The sequence below is a fragment of the Streptomyces sp. NPDC091416 genome, assembly GCF_044756845.1.
Taxonomy (GTDB): Bacteria; Actinomycetota; Actinomycetes; order Streptomycetales; family Streptomycetaceae; genus Streptomyces.
In genome coordinates this window covers 341,854-368,055 of record NZ_JBIVTU010000003.1, presented here as the reverse complement: position 1 = coordinate 368,055, position 26,202 = coordinate 341,854, and the positions used below count along the sequence as shown (strand labels likewise).

5 protein-coding genes are annotated in these 26,202 nt (G+C 71.2%); all 5 read right to left on the bottom strand.

Annotation, left to right across the window (positions count from 1 at the left end; translation table 11 throughout):
- Positions 1-54: 54 nt before the first annotated feature.
- The 5 genes from fabD to ACIQMX_RS12180 are packed head-to-tail and all read right to left on the bottom strand — an operon-like array spanning position 55 to position 25,979.
- Positions 55-1,302: an ACP S-malonyltransferase gene (gene fabD, locus ACIQMX_RS12200; protein WP_402477038.1), complete on the bottom strand. Its 1,248-nt coding sequence runs from the start codon at positions 1,300-1,302 to the stop codon at positions 55-57.
- Positions 1,302-2,366, bottom strand: a complete 1,065-nt coding sequence (locus tag ACIQMX_RS12195) for a ketoacyl-ACP synthase III family protein (RefSeq protein WP_402477035.1) — start codon at positions 2,364-2,366, stop codon at positions 1,302-1,304. The genes fabD and ACIQMX_RS12195 overlap by 1 nt, the downstream gene beginning before the upstream one ends.
- Positions 2,363-10,744 carry a type I polyketide synthase gene (locus tag ACIQMX_RS12190; protein ID WP_402477032.1) on the bottom strand — a complete coding sequence of 2,794 codons (8,382 nt, stop codon included), beginning with the start codon at positions 10,742-10,744 and terminating at the stop codon, positions 2,363-2,365. The genes ACIQMX_RS12195 and ACIQMX_RS12190 overlap by 4 nt, the downstream gene beginning before the upstream one ends.
- Positions 10,737-15,167, bottom strand: coding sequence for a beta-ketoacyl synthase N-terminal-like domain-containing protein (locus ACIQMX_RS12185; protein WP_402477030.1), 4,431 nt, complete (start codon positions 15,165-15,167; stop codon positions 10,737-10,739). Before ACIQMX_RS12185 ends, ACIQMX_RS12190 begins: the two co-directional genes overlap by 8 nt.
- A gap of 24 nt (positions 15,168-15,191) precedes the next feature.
- Entirely contained in the window at positions 15,192-25,979 is a 10,788-nt protein-coding gene (locus ACIQMX_RS12180; RefSeq protein ID WP_402477028.1) for an amino acid adenylation domain-containing protein, read from the bottom strand.
- Between the last annotated feature and the right edge of the window lie 223 nt (positions 25,980-26,202).

Genomic DNA, 26,202 nt, shown 5'->3' with positions numbered 1-26,202 from the left:
CGTGGTCGTGCGCTCCCCTGCGGCAGGACGAAGCGATGGGTCCTTCGGCGCTCGTCATGCCAGGGCGCGGATCGCCTCGATGGTCCGGTCCACGCTGAGGGTCCCGTTCGCGCAGTCGCGCAGCAGGGCCGTCACCCGTTCGTCCTGGTACTCACGCGCAGGCGCGGGCGGGGCCTCGGGCGCTGCGGCTCGGGTGACGTCGTCACGGGTCAGGAGGTAGTCCGCCAGGGCGGCACAGGAACGGTGCTGGAAGATGACGTCCGGCTTGATCGGAACGCCGAGGGCCGTCCCGGCCCGGCGGGCCAGGCGCACGTAGATGATGGAGTTCAGTCCGAGCTGCCGGAACGACGCGTCCTCGTCGAAGCCCAGCGCCTCGTCGCCGATCTCCGGCTGGAGGACCTCGCGTCTGATGCGCTCGATCAGGTCTCGGCGCGGGCCGGGCGCGGGCTCCTGTGCGCTGGTGATCCGGTCGATGAGCGAGGTGAGCACCTTCGATTCGCTCAGTTCCGTGAAATCCGACACGCCCGCGTCCCGCAGATACCGGATGCAGTCGGTCCAGCGGACGGGCTTGGCGATCTGTTCGGCGAGCAGTTCGCGGACTTCCCGCGCATCGGATCCGAACGGCCGGCCGGTCACGTTGGAGATGACCGGTGTCCGCAGTGCGCCCACGTCGACCGAGGCCAGCAGGGTGCGGAAGCGCGCGGCTGCCGGGGCCATCGCCGGGGCGTGGAACGGTCCGCTGACTTTGACCGGGACGAAGCCTCGGACCCCTTCCACCTGCTCGAAGACCGGCTTGATCCGCGCCAGTTCCTCGCGGCTGCCGGAGAGCACGAACTGCTCGGGCGCGTTGTAGTTGGCAATGACCACGCCGGTGGCATCGAGCCGTTTCAGGGTCTCCTCGACGATCTGCTCGGAGATACCGACGACTGCGGCCATCGCACCGCCGCTGACCCGGCTCATCAGTTCCGCCCGGCGTTGCACCAGCGTCAGGCCGGTTTCGAAGTCGAAGGCGCCGGCCGCGAACAGCGCGCTGTACTCGCCGAGGCTGTGGCCCGCGAAGAAGTCCGCGGGTGGCAGGTCCTCCTGCGCCGCCGACCAGTGCAGCGCGTTGACGACGTAGATCGCGGGCTGCGCGTACGCGGTCTCGGACAGCCGTCGCTCCGGGTTTTCCAGACAGAGCTCTTCGACCGGGTATCCGAGCACCCGGTCGGCGCGGCGACGGACGTCGGGGAACCTTCCGAACAGGCTTCGTCCCATCCCCTTCTTCTGGGTGCCCTGCCCCGGGAACACGTAGCAGCGCATCAGATCCGCCCGTCCCCGAGGCCGGATCCGGCCGACGGCGCCGGCCACTCGGGAAGTTCGGTGATCCGGACCACGGCGCACGTCCAGGTGAAGCCGGCGCCGACGCCGAGGAGCATGCAGAGGTCGCCGACGTCCACGGCGCGTGCCCGGACGAGGTGGTCGAGTCCGGCGATCTGGTCGCCCGCGCCGAGGTGGCCGACGGTGCGGCCCCAGGACCAGGTCGTGAGGGCGAGGTCGATATCGAGTGCGGCGAGGACCTCGCGCTGCAGCACGATGCGTCCGAAGTGCGGAACGACGAACCGGGCGACGTCGCCCAGCCGGATGTCCGCGTCGCGCAGGGCCTGATTGACGCAGTCGCTGAGGCCGGCCCGGAATCGGCGGGTGAACTCGTCGAGTTCCACGTCCCCCAGGTACTGCAGTTTGCGCAGACGCAGGTCGATGGGGCGCGTGGGGTCGTGGTGAGGGGTGAAGGGCGCGTCGCCGCGATGCAGGCGCTCCAGGGTGGGATCCGACACCGTGGAGGTGCTCAGCACCTGCGCGAACCCGGACCTCCTGCTGAGCACCATCGCCGACGCACCGTCGCCGGGAACGATGCCGATATCGCTGTTCCAGCGGTCGATCGCCGGCGGACTGACCTTGTCGGCGGTGGTCACCAGCGCCGCCACGTCGCCGGTGGCCGTGAGGGAGCGCGCCGCGATGTCCAACGCGGTCATGCAGCCGTTGGAGGCATTCTTGACCTCGAAGGCGAGCGCCGAATGGTCCCCCAGTACTTCGCGGTGGATGTAGGAAGCCGTCGGGTAGAGCTCAAGGCCTTGGAAGTACACGCAGGCGTGCAGGAGCAGCGCGATGTCCTCGGCCCGGTGACCCGACCTCTTCAGGGCTTCTCCGGCAGCGGCCACCGCCATCCCGGGCGGAGTTTCGTCCGTGGCCTCGCAGACCGACTCCAGCTGCGTGTCCTCGGCGTCCTGGGCGTCGAACCGGCCGTCGGCGACGGCTTGTCCGACCTTGGTCGCCGGGGGCAGGAAGGTGGCGGTAGCCGCGATGAACAGGGCCTCTGTCTTCACTTCTCGTTCCCTCTCAGGGTGGTGGCGTCATGGAGCAGGAACCCGGCGATGGCCTCGGCGGTCGGGTAGTCGAACACCAGCGTGGCGGGCAGCGTGGTGTTCAGCCGCTTGGCGAGGCGCTTGCGCAACTGGACCATGGTGAGCGAGTCGATCCCGAGGGAACGCAGTGCTCTGTCGGCCGGCACGCTGTCGGGACCGGGCAGGCCGAGCACGTCGGCGACTTCGCTGCGGACGAGCCCCAGCAGCAGAGCCGGCCGTTCGGCTTCGGAGGCGTCCGCCATCCGCGTATCGAGTGACTCTGCCGTCTCGGGAACTCCGGCTCGGCGCCCTCCGGTTGTGCGCTGCAGCATGTCGCGCAGCAAGGGAGGTGCTTGCGCATCGCCGAGCGCGTGCCGCAACGATGCCAGTTCCAGGTGCACGGGCATCAGCTGGGCCTCGGGACGCGCAAGTGCGGCATCCAGGGCGTTCAGGCCCTCGGTCAGGTTCAGAGCACCGATCCCCTGACGCCGCAGGCGTCCCAGCTCGGCCTTGCCGAGGTGGGCGGTCATGCCCACTCCGGCCTGTTCCCAGAGCCCGAAAGCGAGGCTGAGTCCGGGCAGACCCCGCTTGCGCCGGTTCGCCGCCAGGGCGTCCAGCGTCGCGTTCGCCGCGGCGTACCCGCTCTGTCCTGCGGTTCCCAGCGTTCCGGCCGCCGAGGAGAAGAGGACGAACGCGGACAGGTCAAGCCGCTCGGTCAGCTCGTCCAGCAGGCGCGCGCCCTGGACCTTGGGTGCCATCACCCGGTGCAGCCGCTCTGCGGTGAAGCCCTCCACCAGGCCGTCGTCGAGCACGCCGGCGAGGTGGAACACGGCCGTGAGGGGATGGCCCGGGTGGATTCCTTCCAGTACCGCAGCCACTGCGGCCCGGTCCGCGACATCGCCCGCGACCAGGTCCACCCGCTCGGCGCCCGCGGCTTCGAGCTCCCGCACGAACGAACCGGCTCCGGGGGCCTTCCCACCGCGCCGCGACAGCAGCACGAGACGGCGCGCTCCGTGCACGCGGATCAGGTGTGCGGCGAGCGCGCTGCCGAGCTCGCCGAGACCGCCGGTGATCAGCACCGTGCCGTCCGGGTCGAGGGCGCGTGGCAGGGTCACCACGGTCTTGTGCGCGGCGTTCCGCTGCGCGTGGCGCAGGGCGTATGGCGCGTCGCGTACGTCGAAGGCAGTGAACGATCCGCCGTCCTGCCTCGCGTCGGGGGCGGTCGGATCAGCGGCCGCCTGCGCGAAGGTGAGGTCCGCGGGCATCGGCCCGAGGGTGGCGGCGTCCACGCGGATCCGGTTGCCGAGCGCGCCTTCCGCACGGCCCATGACCCGGTCACCCGCGCGTACGGAGGTGACGCCGCTGCCGGCCCGCACGACGGTCCCCGCGAACTCCAGGGCTCGTGCGTGTCCCGGTCTCATCCCGGCGGCGCGCACCTCGACGAGGACTTCACCCGGCGCGACCGGCTCCGGCATGCCGTCGTCCTGCGTGGCGGCGATGACGTCCAGCCGGTCGTCCTCCCGTTGGTGCACGTGCCAGCTGCCTTCGGCCGGCAGGACGAGCGCGTCGACCTCCTCGACGGTCGGCCTTGCTCGTGGCACGTGGGCGCTCTCGCCGCGCAGCACGCACTCCGGTTCGCCGCCGGTCTCGACCACCCGTGCCAGGAGCCGGAAGTCCGGGGTACCGGGATCGAGGTCGATCAGGCGCAGGACACGCTCAGGCTGTTCCGTACGGGCCGTGCGGACCATGCCCCACACTGCGGCATGGGCCCAGTTCCCTACCTGGTCATCAGGGCTCGATGACACTGCGTCACGGGTGATCCAGATGAGCTCCGCACCCTGGAGCCGGGCATCGCCGAAGCACACCTGAAGCGTCCGCAGCGCTTCGGCGGCGCTCCGTTCCGCGTCGTACCACTGAGCGGACGCGCAGTCGGGCAGCGCGAACAGCAGTCGCCGAGGCGTGTCCGCCCGGACATCGAGCCGCTTCACGAGGGCGTCCAGGTCGGGTACCACGTCGGCGCCGAGCCCCGCGCCCAACTCTGCGTCGCCGACCACGAGGGTGCCCGCGGTCTCGGGGGTCTCGGCCACGGGGTGGACGGGCTCGAAGCCGACGCGGTAGAGGTGCTCGGCGAACGGGTGTCCTCGGCGTCTGCCGGGCTGGAACTTCAGCCTGCCGATCCGGGCCACCGGACGGCCTGCCGGGTCCGCCAGCCAGACGGTGGCCGGCGCGAGGTCCTCGTCCCCTCCGGATTCGAACGACACGCGCACCGTCAGTTCTCTGTCCGCGGCACGGAACAGCTCGACGTCCGACCAGATGAACGGGACGAGCGGCCCGGGAGCCGCGCCCTCCTCCATCAGACCGGCGACGACGACCTGCAGTGCCGCGTCGAACAGCGACGGATGCAGGCCGTGGCCGGCCGCGTCCAGCGCGCCCGGAAGCGATACCCGCGCGTAGTAGACGCCGTCGCGGCAGGCGAGTTCGCGCAGTCCCCGGAAGGCCGGGCCGTAGTCGAGCCCGTTGGCGAGGGCGCGCCCGTAGAAGGCTTCGATGTCGAGGTCCCGTCCACCGGGCACCGCCCGGTTGTCCGTGTCCGGCGGCATCGTGGCGCCGACGCGGGCGCGGGTCACGCACTCTCCGGTCGCGTGCTGCTGCCAGATCAGCGGCTCATCCGTGTCCTCGGGCTGGCTGTGGAACGTGAAGGGGCGTCGTCCGTGCGCGTCCGGATCACCGACGGTGGCCTGGATCCGCAGCGCGCGGCCCGGCAGGAGGACGACCGGCGCCAGCAGCGTCAGGTCCGCCACGGCGTCGGCACCCGCGGTCCGGGCGGCGAACAGCGCAGCGTCGGTCAAGCCCGCGCCCGGCACGTAGACCTGCCCGCCGACGACGTGATCGGCCAGCCACGGGCAATCGTCGAGCGACAGCCGTCCGGTGAACAGGTAGCCGCCGCTGCCGGCGAGGGTCGTGATCGCGTCGAACCACGGGTGCCGGCCCGCTGACTGACCTGCCGCCACCGCGACGGGTCCGGCAGGCAGCTCGCCGAGCCAGAAGCGCCGGCGCTGGAACGCGTAGGTCGGGACATCGACCTTGTCGGCGGCATGGGCCCCGAGGACTCGCTCCCAGTCCAGGGGCAAGCCCCGCTCGAACAACGTGGCGGCCGCTCGCCAGAGCTGGTCCACGCCGCCCAATCCGCCTTCGGCAGGTGGGCCGACCTCGACGAACACTCCGAAGCCCTCACCGCGCAGCCGCTCCAGCGCACGGTCGGGCCTCATGGGCTCCGGCTCCGGCTCCGGCTCCGGCACGTCGCGGACCCAGTAGTCGCCGCCGAGCTCCGGGCCCGGCACGACCTCGCCCGTCAGGCGCGAGCAGAAGGCAATGGAGGACCGGCCCGGGACGATCCCCGCAATCGCACCGCCGACCGCGTCCCCCGAGCGCGCACGAGCCTGAAGAGCGATGACGCGGGCGCCGTCCTCCAGGCTCAACGCCCCGCTCACCACGGCGGCGGCGGCCTCGCCCTGCGCGTCGCCCACCACCGCCGCCGGCTCCACACCCCAGCTGCGCCACAGCGCCGCAAGTCCGAGGTGGGTCGCGAACAGCGTGCACGGCAGCACATCCGGACTGTTCACGTCCTCCTCGCCGCGCAGCACCTTCAGCACGGACCAGCCGGTCAACGGCGAGAGGACCGCGTCGCACTCCGCCACGGCGTCACGGAACACCGCGCTCTGCTCCAGCAGTTGACTGTTCGTCCCTGGCGGCTGCGCGTCCCGGCCGCCGAACACGAAGGCGATCTTCCCCGGCGCCGTGCCGGAACCGGGCTCCATCGCCCGCAGGGCTTCGGCAGCATCCTCGGTGGTGCTCGCGAAGACCACGGCGCGCGCGTCGAAGTGGGTACGGCCGACGGCGGAGGTGTGAGCGATGTCCCGCATCGACGCGGCGGGCCGCGCGTCGAGCCAGTCGGCCCAGTGCCGGGCCTGCGCACGCAGGGCGTCCGCGTCGGTGCCTGAGATCACCAGTGGGTGGACGAGATCGTCGCCGGGCCGGTCCGCGACGACGGTCCGCGGTGCTTCTTCGATGATGACGTGCGTGTTCGTGCCGCTGATACCGAATGAGCTGATGCCCGCACGACGCACCCGCCGTGTCCGCGGCCACTTCCTCGGCTGCCGCAGGAGCTCCAGTTCGCCGCCGGTCCAGTCGATCCGGGTGTTCGGCGTTTCCACGTGGAGCGTGCGGGGCAGCCACTCGTGCTGAAGCGCCATCACCATCTTGATGACGCCGATGACGCCGGAGGCCGCCTGAGCGTGGCCGATGTTGGACTTGGCCGATCCCAGGTGCAGGGGTCGCACGCGGCCCGAGAACACTGCGGCAAGGGCGCCGGCCTCGATGGGATCGCCGAGCACGGTGCCCGTGGCGTGCGCTTCGACGGCGTCGATGTCGGCCGGGGTCAGTCCCCCGTCGGCCAGGGCACTGCGCAGCACGCGCTGCTGCGCGAGGCCGTTCGGCGCGGTGAGTCCCTGGCTGCGGCCGTCCTGGTTCATGGCGGTGCCCCTGACAACGGCCAGCACACGGTCACCGTCGCGCCTCGCGTCCGAGAGCCGCTTGAGCACCAGGACGCCGCAGCCTTCCGCCCAGCTCGTCCCGTCGGCGTCGTCGGCGAAGCTCTTGCAGCGGCCGTCGGCCGCGAGCCCGTTGAGGCGGCTGAACTCGACGAAGATCTGCGGGGTGCTCATCACGGTCACTCCGCCGGCGAGCGCCAGGTCGCATTCGCCCCTGCGCAGCGCCTCGCACGCCAGGCGCAGGGCCACGAGCGACGAGCTGCACGCGGTGTCGACGGTGAGCGCCGGCCCGGACAGGCCGAGTGTGTAGGCCACCCGCCCGGAGATCAGGCTCGCCCCGTTGCCAGTGATCTTGTAGCCGTCGCTGCTCCCGACGTCCCAGCGCCGGGCAACGTCGTAGTCCGAGCTCATCGCGCCGAGGTAGACACCCGTGTTGCTTCCTTCGAGGGACGCAGTGCGCAGACTGGCCCGCTCGAGTGCCTCCCACACGACTTCCAGAACGAGCCGCTGCTGCGGTTCCAGGGACAGCGCCTCACGCGGGCTGAGCCCGAAGAACGCCGCGTCGAAGTCCTCGACGTCGCGTACGAAGCCGCCCTTTCGCTCGAAGCGCCTGCCGGTCGCGGCGCGCTCCGTCTCCTCGATCGTGCTGAGATCCCACCCGTCCCAGCGCCGTGGGAACGGGGAGGAGGCTTCGCGGCCGTCGACGAGCAGTTCCCAGAACGCTTCGGGCGTGTCGATTCCGTCCGGAAGCCGGCAGGCCATGGACACGATCACGACGGGGTCGTCGTCATCGGGCCGCACGGGAACTGCGGCGACGGCGGGCGAAGCCTCCGGGGACTCGTGCTGCGCATCGGCGTGCGTCAGCAGCAGTGCCGCGATTGCCCGCGGTGTGGGGTAGTCGAAGGCGAGCACCGTGGGCAGCGGGACCCGTGTCCGTGCGCTGAGCCGGTTGCGCAGCTCGACCACCATGAGGGAGTCGAAACCCTGTTCGCGCAGCGTCATGTCGGGGCGCACGTCTTCCGCGGTCCGTCCGAGCAGGGCCGCGGCCTCCGCCGTCACGAACGCGACCATGGATCCCAGACGCTCGGGTTCGGCCAGGGCCATCACGTCCGCGCGCCATGAAGCACGGTTGCCGGCCGGGATCGCGTCGTCGTGTTCGTCCAGCCAGTAGCTGCGGTGTTCGAACGCGTACGTCGGAAGGTCCGTCCTGCGCGTGTCCGCGGCAGAGAGCACACGCTTCCATGGGATCGGAACCCCTTGGACGTGCAGCTCTGCCAGTGCCCGCAGCGCCTGCTCGATCCCGCCGCGATCGCGGCGCAGGCTGCTCACCACGACGGCCGCCGCGTCGGTTTCGGTTCCCTGCGCCAGGGCTATCTGGAGCACCGGATGCGGACTGACCTCGACGAAGGTGCCGAATCCGTCCGCTCGCAGGCGTTCCAGCGCTCGATCGAAGCGCACCGGCTCGCGCAGGTTGCGGCACCAGTAGTCCGCGTCGAGCTCCGGGCCGGCCGCCCGCTCGCCCGTCACGCTCGAATAGAAGGCGATCCCCGCATCCGCGGGGGCAAGGTCCGTGAGCCGCTCGCGCAACGCGGGCAGCAGCACGTCCATGTGCGGGCTGTGCGACGCGTAGTCCACGTCCACGCGCTGGCAGTACGCGCCGGTGGCCTCCATCCGCGCGAGGAAGCGGTCCAGCGCCTCGGCGTCTCCGGCCACGACGGTCGATCGCGCGGTGTTCACCACCGCGACGGACAGCGCCCCGCCGAAGGCCGCCAGCTCCTGAACGACTTCGCCCACCGGGCGCTCCACGAGTCCCATCGCCCCGTCCGGCGCATGGTCGTGCACGGCCCGAGCGCGCAACGCCACAATGCGAGCGCCGTCCGCCAGGCTCAATGCCCCGCTGACGACCGCCGCGGCCACCTCACCCTGGCTGTGGCCGACGACCGCCGAGGGCTCGACGCCCCAGGCGCGCCACATCGCGGCGAGACCGACGTACATCGCGAACAACGCCGGCTGCACCACGTCCGTACGCGCGAAGGGCGGCGCGAGACCGTCCTGCCCACGCACGATCCCGGCGACCGAGAACCCGGTGTGCGGGGTGAGGGCCTCGTCGCAGGCCGTCACCGCCTCGCGGAACGCTTCGTTCTGCTCCCACAGCGACCGTCCCATCCCCCACCACTGGGCGCCCTGGCCGGGGAAGACGAACGCGACGCGCCCGCGGCCGACGGCCTCGCCCGTCACCACCGCGTCGTGGCTCTCGTCGGCGGCGAGCGCCCGCAGACCGGCCACCGCCTCGTCCGTCCCTCCGGCGATCACCACGCCGCGCGCGGGGTGCTGCGTGCGGGTCGTCGCCAGCGAGCGGGCGATGTCGGACAGCCTCGTCCCCGGCGCCTGCCCGAGGTGGTCCGCCAGCCGTGCGGCGTTGCGCGCGAGCGAGTGCGGGCTCGTGCCGGACACCGTCAGGCAGACCGGACCGCCCGCATCCGGTGCGGCCTGTACCGGCGCGCCCTCGGGCGCCTCACCCAGGGCGACATGCGCGTTGGTGCCGCCGTATCCGAAGCTGCTCACACCCGCGAACCGCGGCCCGGCAGGCCACGCAGCTGCCTCGGTGACCACTTCCAGACGTCTCTCGGAGAAGTCGATGCGCGGGTTCGGCGTGCGGAAGTGCAGGCTCGGCGGAAGGACGCCGTGGTGCACCGCCAGCGCGGCCTTGACGAGCCCGAGCACGCCGGCCGCCGGCTCGAGATGGCCGAAGTTCGTCTTCGCCGAGCCGATGCGCAGCGGCGCGGGCCTGCCGGGCCCGAACACGGTGCCGAGCGCGCCCGCCTCCGTCACGTCGCCCAGGGGGGTGCCCGTGCCGTGCGCCTCGACGTACGACACCGCGCACGGCGCGACGCCGGCGTTCTCCCACGCCGACCGCAGCACCTCCGTCTGCGCTGCGATGCCGGGGGCGGTCAGTCCGTCCGTGGCGCCGTCGTTGTTGACGGCGCTGCCGTGCACCAGCGCATAGACGCGGTCGCCGTCGGCGAGCGCGTCGGACAGCCGGCGCAGCACGACGACCGCGCAGCCCTCGCCCCGGGCGTAACCGTCGCCGTCGCCGTCGAAGGCCCGGCACAGACCGGCGGGGCTCTGCGTGCCGAGTTTCGTCAGGGCCACCGAGGTGTTCGGGTGCAGCATCAGGTTGACGCCGCCTGCGAGTGCGAAGTCCGACTCGCCGGAGCGCAGGCTCTGCACGGCGAGGTGCACCGCGACCAAGGAGGAGCTCGACGCGGTCGCCACGCCCATCGCGGGGCCGCGCAGCCCCAGCGCGTAGGCGATGCGGGACGGGATCACCGAGTTGTCCCAGCCGATGGCGGAGTGGGCGTGGATCGCCTCGGCGACGCCCTGTGTGAACAGCGGGTACTCCTGCCACATCGCGCCCATGAAGACGCCGGTGCGTGTGCCCGCGAGACTCTCCGTGGAGCGCCGCGCGTCCTCGACGGCGGCGCACGCCACCTCCAGGGCGATGCGCTGCTGCGGGTCCATCTGCCGTGCCTCGGCCGGTGGGATGCCGAAGTACTCCGCGTCGAATCCCGTGACGTCGTCGAGGAATCCGCCTCGACGGTTCGCCGCCTGGCCGGACGCCTCCGCGTCGGCCCACGCGGTGGCATTCCACCGGTTGGCCGGGACCTGACGCACCGCGTCGAAACCCTGGAGCAGAGCCTGCCAGAGTGCCGTCGGATCCTCGATCCGGGCAGGCAGCCGGCAACCGATGCCGACGATCGCCACCGGCTCATGGCGGTCATGCGTCCGGGCGGCGGTCTGTTCAGCCACGGGAGGCCCCGATCTCGTCGGACGCGTAGAGCGCCAGGCATGTCTCCTCGATCGCGGCCAGCGGCTCCGCGTCGTTCAGGATCGTCATGTGGTTCGCGGCGTCGATCTCCACCGGGCGAAGGCCCGGCAGCTCGCGCGCCCAGTCCTGCTGGTAGTTCACGTGGTCGAGGGAGAAGGTCTCGCCGGCGACCTGGAAGTAGGGTGCGACCTCGCCCAGGAAGAGCCCGCGCCGGTTGCGGAAGTAGGTGCACACCACGGCTTCCGGCCGCGGCAGCGGCCTGATGGTGTGCTCGCCGAGCCGGTAGGCGAGCTGGATCGCCATGTTGCGTCTGACGAACCGCGCGATCTGCGCAGGCCGCATGGCAAGTCCGCGCTCGGCCGCCAACTCCGCGAGCCGCAGTACGAACGCGTCCTCGTCCAGGTCCTCCGCGACCTCGTCCCGGTGGACGAGACGGGCCCGCAGGACCGCCGGATCCTTCTCCCCCGACGGCCAGAGCAGGGAATTGACGACCTGCAGAGCCGCGCTCCGCGCCGACTGGAACCCGTTCGCGTTCGACTTCGCCAGGCCGGTCTCGTCCGGCGAGTCCACCATCGTCAGCGAGGCCACGTCCTGGCCCTGCGTCTGCAGCCGCCGGGTCACCTCGTAGGCGACGATGCCGCCGAGGCAGAATCCGCCGACGTCGTACGGCCCCTCGGGCTGTACCGAGCGGATGACCTCGGTGTAGTACTCGGCCATGGCCGTGACGCCCTCGATCGGCGCGTCCTCGGTCAGCAGGCCACGGGCCTGGATGCCGTAGAACGGGCGGTCGATCCGCTCGGCGATCGTGCGGTAGGACTCGACGCCGGCGAGAGCGCCGTGGATCCAGAACACCGGCCTGCCCCCGGTCGCGCCGTTGAGGCGCACCAGCTCCGGGGCCGGCACGTGCGCGGACCGGGCCTCCGCCCCGGACAGCCTCGCGACCACGTCGTTCAACGTGTCGTGCGGCTGCCACCATTCAGGCCGGAAACCCGGAAACACGTTGCTGATCCGGCCCAGCATCGCGACCAGAAGCAGGGAGTTGAGACCGTAGTCGGCGAGCGACCTCGTGCCGTCGATCTCGTGGCGCGGCAGGCCCAGCACCGAGGCGACGAGGTCGGCGACGAAGGCTTCGCCGTCCGGAGGGCCGACGCCCGTGTGCGGGGCCTGCTCCGATCGCGGCGCCTGCTCGGCGAAGCAGGTCAGACGTGCGAAGGGATACCCGGGCAGTGCGATCCGCCTGCGCCGGGCGCCGCGATGCATCAGGTCCCAGTCCACGAACGTGCCCGCGGCCCAGTTCTCCGACACGTGGTCGGGTTGCGTCGGCTTCCCGTCGTGCTCGGCGCAGGCAGCGGGATCGACGCCGTCGGCGAACGCCACATGGGCGAGCGTGTCCGGGTCGCCGCCCAGCCAGCCGCGCAGAATGCGCGCGGCCTCGTCCGTGCTCTGCGCTGCGAACGCCAGCCGGCAGCTCATCGCTTCCCGGCCGACCTGCAACGTGTACGCGATGTCCGCCCAGGAGAGCGGATCCGCTTCGGCAAGCCGCCGGATCAGCCGCCGCGCCCGCTCGCGCAGCGCGTCGGGGCTCTGTGCCGAGAGCACGAGGACCTGCGTGCCCGGGTCGCCGTCCGGGTTCGCCAAGGCGATGTGCTGCTCCAGCACCACATGCGCGTTCACGCCGCCGATGCCGAAACTGTGCATGCCCGCGCGGCGCGGCAGCGGCCGGCCGTTGTCGTCGGTGCGCTCGGGCCACGGCAGGTTCCGCGTGGCGATGCGCAGCCGCGTTCCTTTGAGGGAGAGGTCGGGGTGCAGCCGCCCGAAGCCCGGGAGCGCCGGGATCACGCCGTGCCGCATCGCCTGCGCGGTCTTCACCAGCGCGGCCAGGCCGGAGACCACCTCCGTGTGCCCGATGCAGGGCTTCACGCTGCCCAGATACGTCACGTCCTCGTTGTCGTCCTCGCTGCGCAGTCCGGCGCCGAGCGCCGCCAGTTCCGCGCTGTCCGCCAGCATCGAGCTCATGCCGTGGGTCTCGATGTAGTCCACGGCGCCCGGATCGAGGCCGGCGTCGGCGTAGGCGTGCGCGACGGCCGTCTTCATGCCCTTGATGTTCGGTGCCGTGAAGGACACCCCCCTGCCACCGTGGGCCACGCCGGTGCCGCGCACGACGCAGTGGACGAAGTCCCCGTCCTCCAGGGCCCGGCTCAGCGGTTTGATGAGTACCGCGGCGACGCCCTCGCTGCGCGCCGTACCGTCGGCTCCCTGCTGAAACGGCCGGACGTCGCCGCTCGGGCTGAGCATCCCCGCGGCCTGCATCCCGCCGAAACCCGCGGGCGACATCACCAGGTTCACCCCGCCGACGAGCGCCTGCTCGCACTCGCCGTCGCGGATGGAGCGGATCGCCCGGTGCAGGGCCACGAACGAGGACGAGCATGTCGTGTCGCACTGCTCGCTGGGGCCGTTGAGGTCGAGCAGGTACGAGATCCGGTTGGGCAGCATCGCGGGCGACGGCAGGCTCATCAGGTCCATGGCCGCCGGCCGGTACTCGCTCTGCGTCGTAGCGACGAACACTCCGGTGGTCCGCTTCCGCAGCTCGGCCGGCCGGTAGCCCGCGTCCTCGACGGCGTTCCACGACGTCATCAGCAGCAGGCGCAGCTCCGGCGTCACCTGGCGGGCCTCGGTCATCGACATGCGGAAGAAGAGAGGATCGAACTCATGCACCCCGTCGAGGAATCCGCCCCGCAGCGCGGCTGCCTCGTCGCCGTAGCACGCCCAGTCCGCGCGCTTTTCCGGAGGTGCGGTGATGCACCGTTCGCCCTGCTCGACGATCCGCCAGAACTCGTCGACGTCGTCGGCCCCGGGGAAGCGTGCGGACATGCCCACGATCGCCATGCCGTCGAGCGCTGCCTCGTCGAGCTCAGGCTGAGGTTGAGGTTGAGGTTGCGCGGGATCGGGCGCCCGGCCCGGCGATGCGCGCTCCGGCGGGAGCACGTCCCGCAGGTCCTCGGCGTATTCGGAGACGATGAACTCGCCGAGCTCGGCCAGGGTGTTGTGCTCGAACAGCACGGTGATGTCGAGGTCGATGCCGAGCGTCCCGCCGAGGGTCCGGGCCACGTTCACCGCGAAGATGGAATCGAGGCCGTAGTCCGAGAAGGGCTCGCTCCGCCCGATCCTCGTCCGCGGGATGTCCAGCGCCTCCGCCAGCACATCGAGCGCGACTGCCTCGATGTGGGCGCGCAGCCGGTCTCCCGGCCCGCTCCCGGCGCCGTGATCGGCAACGGCCCGCTCCGGGCTCTCGCGCACCGCCGCCACTCGCGGCGCGGACGGGCGCGGTACGGCCGTCGCCTGCCGTATGACGCCGTCGCTCTCGGCCACGATGATCTGCTGTCCCAGATCCTCCGCGTCCTGCGCGGGCAGAGCGATCGCGCGGAATCCCTCCTGGGTCAGGACGTGCCGCCAGTGCGCCGTGGAGAGCAGCGGGCTGCCCTGGATACGCAGGTGCGGGTCCTCGTAGCGCCACCATCCGTCGAGGAGGCCGAACGAGAACTGGCTGAGCAGGTTGTTCGCGGTCAGCTCGTTCAGGACCAGCAGTCCGCCGGGCCGGAGGAGCGCCTTGGCGTTGCGCAGGGTCTGGCGGATGTCCCGGGTGGCATGCAGGACGTTGGCGGCGACCACGGCGTCGTACCCGCCGAGGGTGAGGCCCTGATCCGCCACCGGGCGCTCGATGTCGAGGATTGAGCAGGTCAGCGCGGGATTGTCCGCACCGAACGAACGCTCCGCGTGGTTCAGGAAGACCCTTGATATGTCGGTGTAGCAATATTCGCGCACGTCCAGCCGCGCGGACCGCAGCGCCTCCAGTACGACGGCGCTCGTGGCACCCGTGCCGGCGCCGATCTCCAGGATCCGCGCGGGATCCGCCGTCAGGTCTCGCGCCCGCCGTCGCAGCCGCGCCACCATGTCGGCGGCCAGCACCTGGTTGAAGAACGCTGACGCCGGGTTGGTCGCGTAGGCGTTCTGCACCAGTTCCAGCGATCCCCCGGGGAAGACGACCTCGGTGGCCGCTCGCCGTCCGCTGAGAATGTCGGGGAAGGCGCGCAGCGTGGTCTCCACCAGTAAGTGGGTGGCCGCGAGGTCGGGATTCTCCTGCCACTTGGGCTTTTCCGTCTCCCACTCGCGCCACAGCTGCTCGATCGGCCGATTCCGCGCGGCATCGTCGAGCAGGATCCTGCCGTCCCGCCGATCGATGTAGCCGGCCCCGTCGAAGACGCGCAGGCACTCGTCGAACCAGGGGCCGTAACCCGGCGCGAGGCCTGCCGACTCCCGTGCGGCCTCCGGAGTCTGTCCGGATTCGCGGAACGCGCCGAGCGTGCACAGATGGGACCAGAGAAAGTCGAGCAGCAGCTGTTTCATGATCAGTCCCTTCGAAGGCCGCGATCAGATCGCGAGTGCGGTCAGCTCTGCGGTGCGGGCGCGCAGCCGCTCCAGTTCGCCGCCCCACGCCGCCGCCGGTTCCCGGACGTCGGCGGGCACGGCGTCCGGCGGCACGGCCGTGGGGAGGATGACCTCGTCGTCGCCCAGAACGATGCCCCGGCTGTTGAGCGCGGGACTGAACTTCATCAACGTCAGCCTGCTGACCGGCCCCGCGCACAGCCGTTCGATCGCCGCCGTCAGCTCGTCCGGCTGGATGAGCGGTGCCTGCGCTCCGACCACCGCGCCCCGCTCTCCCTCGGTGGGTGCGTTGTTGAAGCAGTAACCCAGGTTCAGCACCTTGCCGGCACTGCCGTATCGGCGTTGCACCGTCAGCGCGAACGAATCGAGGAACGTGCAGGCGGCCGCGTAGTTGGCCTGCTTGATGGCTTTGAGGTAGGAGTTGATCGAGGACAGGAACAGCACGAAATCGAGCGAGTCACCGCCGAACACCTGCATGCACCGGACGCTCGCGTCGACCTTGCCGCGCAGCACGTCCTCGAACTGCGCCTCACTCATCCGGGCCAGGCTCGCCCCCGAGAACACGAGGCCCGAGTGGATGACGCCGTGCACCGCGCCGAACCGTCGTACGATCTCGTCCTTCGCCGCGCGCAGGGACACAGGGTCGGTCGCGTCGGACCGCAGGTACAGCGGCGCGGGCCCGTCCGCGCCGGTCGCCTGTGCGAGAGCGGCATCGACCCGCGCGTCCCGCGGCCTGCGGCCGAGCCACACCACCTGGGCCTGGTACCGGCGGATCATGTACTCGCTGATGACCGTGCCCAGGGCGCCCGCCCCGCCGATGATGACGTAGGTGCCGCCCTGCCGCAGACGGGACGACGTCGGCGGGGCCGGCTGAACGGTCATCAGCCGCTGCCCGTGCCACCGGCCGTCGCGGTGGATACGCAGGTTGCCGTCCGGGTCCGCGGCCAGGCCGAGCACCGCTGCGAGTGAAGGCGCGTCGTAGTCCTCGACATCCGCCACCCGCACCCGCCAGTGCGGGTACTCCTTCGCAGTCGACCCCGCCAGGCCGGCGACACCGGCGTGCGCCGGGTCGACCGCCTCGGCCTCATGGACGGCGTGCGCCCGCTCAGTGATCAGGGTCAGGCCCAATGGGCGATCGCCGTACCCCGCGGCCAGAAGTGCCTTCACCGTGCGGAAGGCGTGCAGCGTGCCGCTGGACTGGCCCTCGACGACGCTCGCACCGGACCGGTCGTCCACGGCGCCGGGCGCCACCCAGATCAGATGGCCGAGTTCCGGGACCGACCGGACGGACGTCACCAGGTCGTCGTACGTACTCTGCGACGGGTCCGCGACCACGTGCGCGCCCGGCAGGAGTGCGATGAGAACGTCACGCGCCTGCCCCGGGGACGCGATGATGCCCACTGATTCGGAACGCTGCGGCCACGACGTCGCGGACTCCGTCTCCTGAAGGGGGTCCCACACCGGCACCAGCGTGGCGGCGCCGTCCGCCGGGTCCGGCGTCTGCTCGGCTCGACGGCCTGCGATGCCCCGCAGACGCAGGCACACCGTGCCGTCGTCGGCCGCGAGGTCGATGTCGATCCGGTCCGCGCCGCGCGCGTCCTCGGCACGGCGGATCAGGGCCCACATGGTGCTCGCGCCCGGGGCGAGGAATTCGGCCGACTTGATGGTGAACACCAGCCCGACCCGATCGTCGCCGTCGAGCAACCGCATGCACTGCATCGCCGAGTCCACCAGCGCCGGGTGCGGGACGAGGCGGTCCGTCGTTGCTGACCCCGTGCCGGGCAGCCGCAGTTCGGCGAGCACCGCGTTGTCGCCGCGGTGCACCGCCACGACTCCCTGGAACGTCGGGCCGTAGGCGATGCCGCGGTCCCGCCACTCGGCGTAGAACCGCCGGGGGTCGAATTGCGTGGACCGGAAGTCCCGAAGCAGCGCGGGCAGATCGAGCGCCCGCGCAGCCGTCGGCTCCCCGGCGGAGACTTCTCCCTGGCAGTGGAGAACGGGCTCGTCCCCGGCGGACTCCGCGGAGGACACCATGAACCGGGTGACGTCGCCGTCCGCGCGAAGAGCCACTCGCACCGCGCGCGGCACCCCCGGCACCGAGAGGGGCCGCAGGAAGACGATGTCCTGCAAGCGGACCGACTCGCTCGCGCTCCGTCTCGCCGCTGCCGCGGCCCACTGCAGATACATGGCCCCCGGGGCGATCCCGGTTCCCCGCACCTGATGCTCACGCAGGTAGAACTCGTCGCCGGTGAGCACTTCACCCTCGCGCGGCGGCCCCTCGTCCGCCGCCGCGCGGTTCGGCAGCGCGTAGCGCTCCTCCTCGAAGGGGTAGCCCGGCAGCGGAACGCGGCGGTAGCGGCTGTCGCGGAACAACCCGGCGAAATCCGGTACCTCACCGTCGAGGAACCGTTGGGCCAGTGCCTGCAGTCCGGAGTCTGCGCCCCGGGCCGGAATGTCCTGCCCGGAGAGCCGGGCAGTGCACCGGCTCTCCAGTTCCGCGATGTCCCGGACCACAGTCGCCCATCGATGCCGCAGGTGCCTGCGGCCGAGCAGAAGTGTGTGGCTCACGTCGCCGACGTCGAGGCCGGGGTGTTCGCGGCAGTGGCGCGCGAGCCGGGCCACCTGTTCGCGCAAGGCTTGCTCCGTCGCCGCCGACAGCGCGATCAGCCGGGCCCCGTCCCGCCTGTTCCACGACCGCGTGGGCGGCTCCGACGGCTGCTCGATGACAGCGTGGGCGTTGGTTCCGCTCGCGCCGAGCGACGTGACCGCGGCGCGCCGCTTGCCGCCTTCGGGCACGGCCCAACGCCTCGGCTCCGTGTGTACGAAGAACGGGCTGCCGGCCAACGTGACACTGGAGTTCGTCGTGGTGTGGTGGGGCAGGCCGGGGATCACCCCGTGCCTCATCGCCAGCAGTGCCTTGATGACGCCGATCACGCCGGCCGCGGCCTGCGCATGGCCGATGGAAGCCTTTGTCGAGCCGAGCGAGCAGAACCGCTCGGCGTCCGTGAAACCGCGGAACGCGCGATCGAGCGCCCGGAATTCCACCGGATCGCCGAGCTTGGTTCCGGTACCGTGCGCCTCGACCAGCCCGATCCCCGCGGGGTCGATTTCGAAGTCCTGGTAGATCTGCCGGATCAGCCGTTCCTGCGAGGTCCCGTTCGGCGCGGCGATCCCGTTCGTCGTGCCGTTGTGGTTGATCCCGATGCCACGGATCACGCCGTGGATGTGGTCGCCGTCCGCCTCGGCGTCCGAGAGCCGTTTGAGGATCAGCGCACCGACTCCCTCGGCCGGCACGAAGCCGTCGGCCGCCTGGTCGAACGAACGGCACCGGCCCGTCGGGGAGAGCATCCCGGCCCGCGACGCCGCCAGATACAGCCGCGGCGAGTTCTGGACGTAGACCCCGCCCGCGATCGCCGTGGTGACCTCGCCCGCCCACAGCGCCTGACACGCGAGGTAGAGGGAGACCAGCGAGCTGGAGCACGCGGTGTCGACCGCGATGGCCGGCCCGTGCAGGTCCAGGTAGTACGCGATGCGGGACGGCACGAGCGAGTTCATGTTGCCCCACAGTGCCTGGCCCGGGTAGTCGGCCGGCCCCGTCAAGTCCAGGTAGTCGCCCGCAGCGCAGCCCACGTAGATACCGCACCGGTCGCGGTCGAGCGACTCGCCCGCGTGGCCCGCGTCCTCGAGCGCCCGCCACGCCTCCTGAAGGAACAGCCGCTGCTGCGGCTCCATGTAGACGGCCTCCGCACCGGAGATCCCGAAGAAGAGCGGGTCGAACTCGTCGATGCCGTCCAGGAGACCGCCGTCCAGGCACACGCTGCCCAGCGACGCGAGGTCCCAGCGGGACACCTTCGAGACAGCATCCCGGCCGGAGGCCAACAGGTCCCAGAACTCGTCGGCATCCCGGGCACCCGGGAACCGGCCGCTCATTCCGACGATCGCGACGGGCTCCCGGCCACCGCCCAACGGCCCGGACACCGCGGAGAGCCCGGACACCGCGGAGGGCTCGGATGCCGCGGAGGGCCCGGACACCACAGACGGCCGGGACGCCGCGGAAGGCTCAGGCACCGCGGAGAGCCCGGACACCGCAGACGGCTCAGGCACCGCAGACGGCCCGGACACCACAGATGGCTCAGGCACCGCAGACGGCTCAGGCACCGCGGACGGCCCGGGCCCCGCGGCCGCGATGGCGGCGCCCTCCTCGTCGACGATGAAACGCGTCAGCCGCCTGATCGACGGGTTCTCGAACAGCACGCTCGGATCGAGGTCGGTGCCCAGCGACTCGTTGAGCCGGTGCACCAGGGAGACGCCGGTGAGCGAGTCCAGTCCGTAGTCGGCGAAGGGCTTGTCGGACGCGAGCTCATCCGCAGTCAGCTTCAGCGTTTCGGAGAGGATCCGCTCGACGGTCGCGCGGACGCGCTCCTCGAGCGAACCATGTGCGGCAGACAGCGGCTCCCGGCGCTCGACAGGCGAACCGGCGCGCGCCAGCAGCACTTGCTGGCCCAGGTCGCGGGCGGGCTCCGCCAGCAATTCAACCGTGTCGAACCCGCACTCCCGCAGCACTGCGCGCCACGAGTCCGAGGACAGCGCCGGTCCGCCCCGGATACGCCTTCCGTCCGTGAACCGCCACCACCCCTCGAGGAGCCCGAAGGTCAGATGCGACCACCAGTCGTTCCGGGCCAGCTCGTTGAGTACGAGGACTCCACCGGGCCGCAGCAGCACTCTGGCATGACGCACCGCCTGCACGATGTCTGTGGTGGCGTGCAGGACATTGTTGGCGATGACGATGTCGTAGTGGCCCGCGGCAAGTCCCTGTGCGCCGGGCTCCCGCTCCACGTCGAAGGCCGTGAAGGACACGTACGGCACGTGCTCGGCGAACCGCCGCTCCGCGTCGATCAGGAACGCCTTCGAAATATCCGTATAGCGGTACTCGGCGATGTCGCGGCCCGCCAGCTGGGCGAGAACGCGCTCGCTGGTGCTGCCGGTGCCCGCTCCGATCTCCAGCAGCCGGATCCCGTCACGGCGGGAGTCCGCCTCCGCGCGCACCGCGCCGGCCGTCACGTCGTTGAAGTAGTCGGCCGTCGCGTTCCCCCGGTACGCCGGTTCGACCAGTTCGAACGAGCCGCCCGGGAACATGACCGCCGTGGCCTTCGTCCGCCCGGACAGGATCGCGGGCAAGGCCTCGATCATGCGCTCGGTCAGGCCGGTCTTGGCCGCCAGCTCCGGATCCCCGGCACGGGCGTCCTTCCACGCGCGCCAGGTGCGCCACGCCTGTCCGAGGCCCGGCGCACTCGTCCCGGGCGCCACGAATCCGCCCTCGTGCACGAGCTCTCCGTGGCTCAGCAGCACCGTCACCGTATGGTCGAGCCACTGGGCGAAGGGCGGCGCGGCCCTCTGCCCGATCAGGTCGCGGCGAACGGGCGCGTCGAAGAGTCCCGCCGCCACGAGCTGTCCGAGGACGAGCGGGCGCGAGAGGCTGTCCATCTCGTCCGTGGCGGACGAGCGGCCGGACAGGAACGTCTCGACGCTCTCGGGCCCGGCCGCGGCCACGAGCAACGATGCCGCGTCGAGCGGGGCGGTGGTCCGAGGAGCCGACACCGCCTCGGCAGCCGGCCAGTACCGTTTCGCAGCGAACGGATACGTCGGCAAACTCACCCGCACCGGCGGATTCGCGCCGTGGTGGACGTGCCAGTCGACGTCGACGCCATTGACCCACAGGGGCGCGATCCTGTCCCACTCCCCACGTTCGAGCCACCCGGCAGCCAGGGCTCGCAGTTCCCCGGAGCCGTCGAAGAGGCCGAGCAGCGGGTCCTCGGGCCGTCGGGCCGTACCTTCGAACACCGTTCCGCGCGCCCCGCGCTCGACGTAGTCCTGGAGCGTTGCGATCAGCCCGTCGACGTCGTTCGCGACGAAGAGCACCCGTTCGGCCATCGCCCGCCGCCCGACCTGCAGCGTGTACGCGAGCGACGCCAGATCACCGTGTGCGTCCCGGTATCCCGGCAGGAACTCCAGCAGCTGCCGCGCGAGGACGCCGAGCCGCTCCCCGTCGCGGGCCGAGAGGACCACCGCTTGGGGACCGGTGCGTCCGGCGGGCCGCGCACCGGTCGGCGCCTGTTCCAGTACCGCGTGCGCGTTGGTGCCGCCGATCCCGAACGAGCTCAGTCCCGCCCGCGCGGGCTCGTCGCCGTCCAGCGGCAGATTCCGGTCGGCCACGAAGAACGGCGACTCGTCCCAGTCGATCTCCGAGCTCGGCACGTCGCAGTGCAGGGTCCGCGGAACCTCTCCGTGCTGCAGGGCCAGGGCCACCTTGATCAGTCCGGCGATCCCCGCGGCCGCGTCCAGGTGGCCGATGTTGCTCTTGACCGAGCCGATGCCGCAGAACCGGCTGCGTGCCGTGTAATGGCGGTACGCCTCGGTCAGAGCCGCGACCTCGATGGGATCGCCGAGCCTCGTACCCGTGCCGTGCGCTTCGACGTAGCTGATCGTCGACGGGTCCGTGCCCGCCTTGTCCAGCGCCTTGCGGATCACCTCGGTCTGGCCGCGCACGCCGGGTGCGTAGAACCCGGCTTTGTCGCCTCCGTCGTTGTTCACCGCGACGCCGCGGATCAGGCAGTAGATGTGGTCGCCGGCAGCGACCGCCTCGCTGGCTCGTTTGAGGACGACCACGCCGACGCCTTCACCGCCGGACATCCCGTCGGCGCCGTCGGCGAACGCGCGGCTGTGCCCGTCGCTCGAGAAGTTCAGGCCCGGCTGGTGCACGTATCCCAGCTCCCCCGCGGAGAACAGGCTGGCCGCGCCGACGATCGCCTGCTCGGCATCGCCGGCCAGAAGTCCCTGACAGGCGACGTGCACCGCGCTCAGTGCCGAGGAGCAGTTGGTGCTCACCGCCATGCTGGGGCCACGCAGGCCCAGCTTCGTGGAGATCATCGTGGGCACCGTGCCGCCTTGGGCGAACAGCCACGCGGCGTAGGTCTCGGAGCTCGCCAGGACCCGCGGGCCCGACGCGTTCGCCATCAGAGCCGGGAGCAGGGCCTGGTAGAAGTTGGTGCTCGTGGACGTGGTGACGCTGGTTTCGGGAACGTCCTCCGGGCGGTAGCCGGCGTCCTCCAACGCCTGCCAGGCGTGCTGCAGCAGCAAGCGCGCCTGTGGGTCCATGAACTCTGCGTCGCGGGGGGAGATGTCGAAGAACGCCGCGTCGAACTCCGCCCTGCCGTCCACGACCGACCGCTGCGGCACGTATCCGGGTCGGGCGATCAGCTCTTCCGGCACTCCGAGCGAGCGCAGTTCCCCGGCCGACCATGACGTACCGCCACTGCGTCCTTCCACGAGCGCGGACCAGAATTCGCGGTGGTCCGTGGCTCCCGGAAACCGGCAGGAGATACCGATCACCGCGATCGAGTCATCGAGTGGGGCGTCGTCGAGTGGGGCGTCGTCGGCCGCCGGAGCGGCCTGGCGCGAATCAGGCTGCTGCCCGGACTCGACCGGCTGCGCCGCAGGTATGTGCCCTGCAGGCAGCAGCCCCGTCAGGTGGCGCGCCATCGCCGCGACGGACGCGTGCGCGAAGATGCTGGTGGGTCGCAACGAGCAGTCGAACTCGCGGTTGATCCGCTCCACCGCTTCGATGGCCGCGAACGAGTCTCCGCCGATGTCGAAGAAGCCTGCGGCACGATCGATATCGCGCGAACCGAGCACCTCTTCGAAAATCCCGCGCACGGTCCGCTCAATGCCGCGCGCGGCCACCGGGCCGGAGGCGGGGCTGTCGGCGGCGGGGCTGTCGGCGGCGGGACTGTCGGCGGCCGCGAGCGCCATCGTCCGGGCGGCCTCGGCCAGCCCCGCCCGGTCGACCTTGCCGTGCGCCGTGAGCGGAAAGGCGTCCAGGGCCACGAATGCGGCGGGCAGCATGTAGGCGGGGAGGGTTCTGGCGAGTTCCGCGCGCAGCAGCGCGGCGTCGACCGGCGCGTCACCGTTCCCCGTGTAGTAGGCCGTGAGTCTGTCCGACACGCCGGCATGCTCGACCAGGACGGCGCTCCGGCTGATCTCCGGGCGGGCATCGAGCACCGCCTCGATCTCACCGGGTTCGATGCGGTGGCCGCGCAGTTTGACCTGGTTGTCCATCCGGCCCAGGACGACGATCTCGCCGTTCGGCAGCCGGCGCGCGCGGTCGCCGGTCCGGTACAGCCGTCCGGGCGCGAACGGGTTGTCCGGGAAGCGCTCGGCCGTCAACTCCGGCTTCCGGTGGTAGCCCAGGGCGACCCCGTCGCCTGCGATGTGAAGCTCGCCGGTCACGCCGACAGGCAGCGGGCTCATGTTCTGGTCGAGTACGTACAGCCGGGTGTTCGCGATGGGGCCGCCGATGGTCACCGGCTCCTCACGGCGCAGCCGCTTGGCCGCTGACCAGATGGTCGTCTCCGTGGGCCCGTACAGGTTCCAGGCCTCGCCGCGCGCCACGAGTTGGTCCTTCAGACCGTCGGGTAACGCCTCGCCGCCACACAACACCTTGACGCCCTCGGTGTTCTGCCAACCGACGCGCACCAGCATGGCCCAGGTCGCCGGGGTGGCCTGCATGACGGTGGGCCGCCAGTCGGCGATCTTCTCGGCCAGCAGCGTGGCGTCGGCGGCCGTGGCCGATTCGCAGACGCAGACCTGCCCGCCGGTGATCAGGGGGAGGTAGAGCTCCAGGGCGGCGATGTCGAAGCTGTGCGTGGTGATCGCCAGCAGCCGATCGTCGGACGTCACTTGCAGCATGTGCGCCATGGCCAGCAGGAAATTGGTCAGCGCCGCGTGCGGGACCACGACGCCCTTGGGCTTCCCCGTGCTGCCCGAGGTGTAGATGATGTAGGCGGCTGGAGGCGTCGAGGCCCGCGAGTCCGGCGTATCGGTGGTCGTCTCCCCCGCCGCTGCCCGTGCCTGGGCGACCTGATCGTCCCGGCGGTCCGTCGCGTACAGCCTCGTCTTCGGCGTGGCCACGGCGGCCAGCCTGTCCATCGCCGCCCCATGGCAGATGACGAGTCGCGCGCCGCTGTCCTCGACCATGTAGGAGAGGCGTTCGGCCGGCAGCCGACCGTCCAGGGGCAGGTACACCGCGCCGGTCCTCATGACGGCGAGGAGGGCCACGACAAGGTCGAGTGACCGTTCGTAGCAGACCCCCACAACGTCCCCGGGGCCGACGCCCTGACGCGTCAGCGCCTCTGCCAGCGCCGAGCTCCGTTCCGCGAGTTCGCGATAGGTGAGCGTCCGCTTCCCGCAGGTGACCGCCGGGGCGTCCGGGTTGGCCTCTGCCTGCTCCGCGAAGAGGTCCCAGCACGTCCGATGCGCGGGAAAGCCGGCCTCGGTGCCGTTCCAGGCCTCGATGGCGAGGCGCCGTTCCTCGTCGTCGAGCAGGTTCAGCCTGCCTATCGGCGACTGCCCGTCCGACGCGAGGACGCTGTCCACCAGGTTGGCGAAGTGTGCTGCCATGCCCGCGACGGCGTCGGCCGAGAAGGCGTCGGGGTGGTATTTCCAGTTCACCAGGAACCCGTCACCGGGAGCCACGTCCACCGTGAGGTCGTACTCACCCAGCTGGTACAGCCCGTCGACGAGCTCGAAGTCCGTCTCGCCGGTGGCGTGGGCCCGCTCGCCCAGGTATCCGGAGAGAGCAGAATCCTGGTAGTTGTACACGACCTGGTAGAGAGGCGACCGCGGATTCACGCCCCGGGCACCGAGATCGCCCACGATCCGGTGGAACGGATAGGTCCCGTGCTCGAGTACGTCGAGCACCGTGGACCGCACGCGCCGGGCGAACGACGTGAACTCCTCGGAGGCGTTCGGCCTGCTGCGGACGGGCAGCGTGTTGACGAAGCAGCCGACGACCGGATCGAAGTGTTCCGTCGGGCGCCCGGCCACCGGCATCCCGATGACGAGGTCCTCGCTCCCGGTGTACCGGTGCAGCAGGGTCAGGAAGGCCGTCAGGAAGAAGATCCCCGGGCTGATCCCGTGCGATGCGGTGAAGGCCTCGATGGCGGCGGCCTGTTCGTTCGGCAGCCTGCTGGTGTACACCTCGCCCACATGAGGCGCGTCCGGCAGCAGAGCCGCCTGCGAGGGCAGCCCTGTGAGGACGTCCGCACCGGCGAGCTCCCGCACCCAGAACTCGCGGTCCTCCCCGGCGCGCTCGCCGGCGAGTGCGGCCCGCTCCCACGCGACGAACTCACCGAATGAGGCGGAGCCCACCTCGACCGGCACGTCCCGCCCCCCGGCCCGTGCCCGGTACGAACGCAACAGCGTGTCGATGACGAGGCGCCCCGACACTCCATCGATCACGAGGTGATGAACGACCAGCAGAACGTACGCCTCGGAAGCCGAGCGACGCAGGACGGCCAGCCTGGTCAACGGATCACCGGCCGGGCCGAACGGCCGCCTCGCTTTTTCCTGCAGAATGTTCAGCACTCGACCGGACGGCACTTCGGAGATGTCCACGTACTCGACGGAGAAACCGTCCGCATCCGCGTGGGACAGAAGCGGCCCGTCATCCATCTCGCGCACCGCGGCCGTGAGAAGCGGATGCCGGGAAAGCGTGTCGCGGAATGCGGCCTGAAGTGCCGCGGTATCCACGTCCGCGAAAGAAAAGCACACGGGAACGTTGTACGCGTACGTCTCCGGCTCCATCTTGGCAAGCGCCCACAGGCCGCGCTGTCCCTCGGACAAAGGAATGTCCGCGCGTCTGCCGAGCTCGGCCAGTACCCCCGTCGTCGACATCTCACCGTCGGCGTACATGCGGGCGAGCGCGTGAAGGTTCATGACGGACTCCTTCCTGCCACACCACCCGGGCATGACGCTGTGGCAGAAGATCGCGAGCGAACGCGAGGACTCTGCCCGAGCCCGCGCGGAGCGGGCTTCCAGTTGACTTCCCACTCCCGCTCGTACATCCGCCGGCTACGACAGTTCCTTGATCACCGCGGCAAGGCCGCAGGGCCGGTCGTGGCGGGTACCGGTGCAAGTGCGGACCGAGCCGGAACCGGCG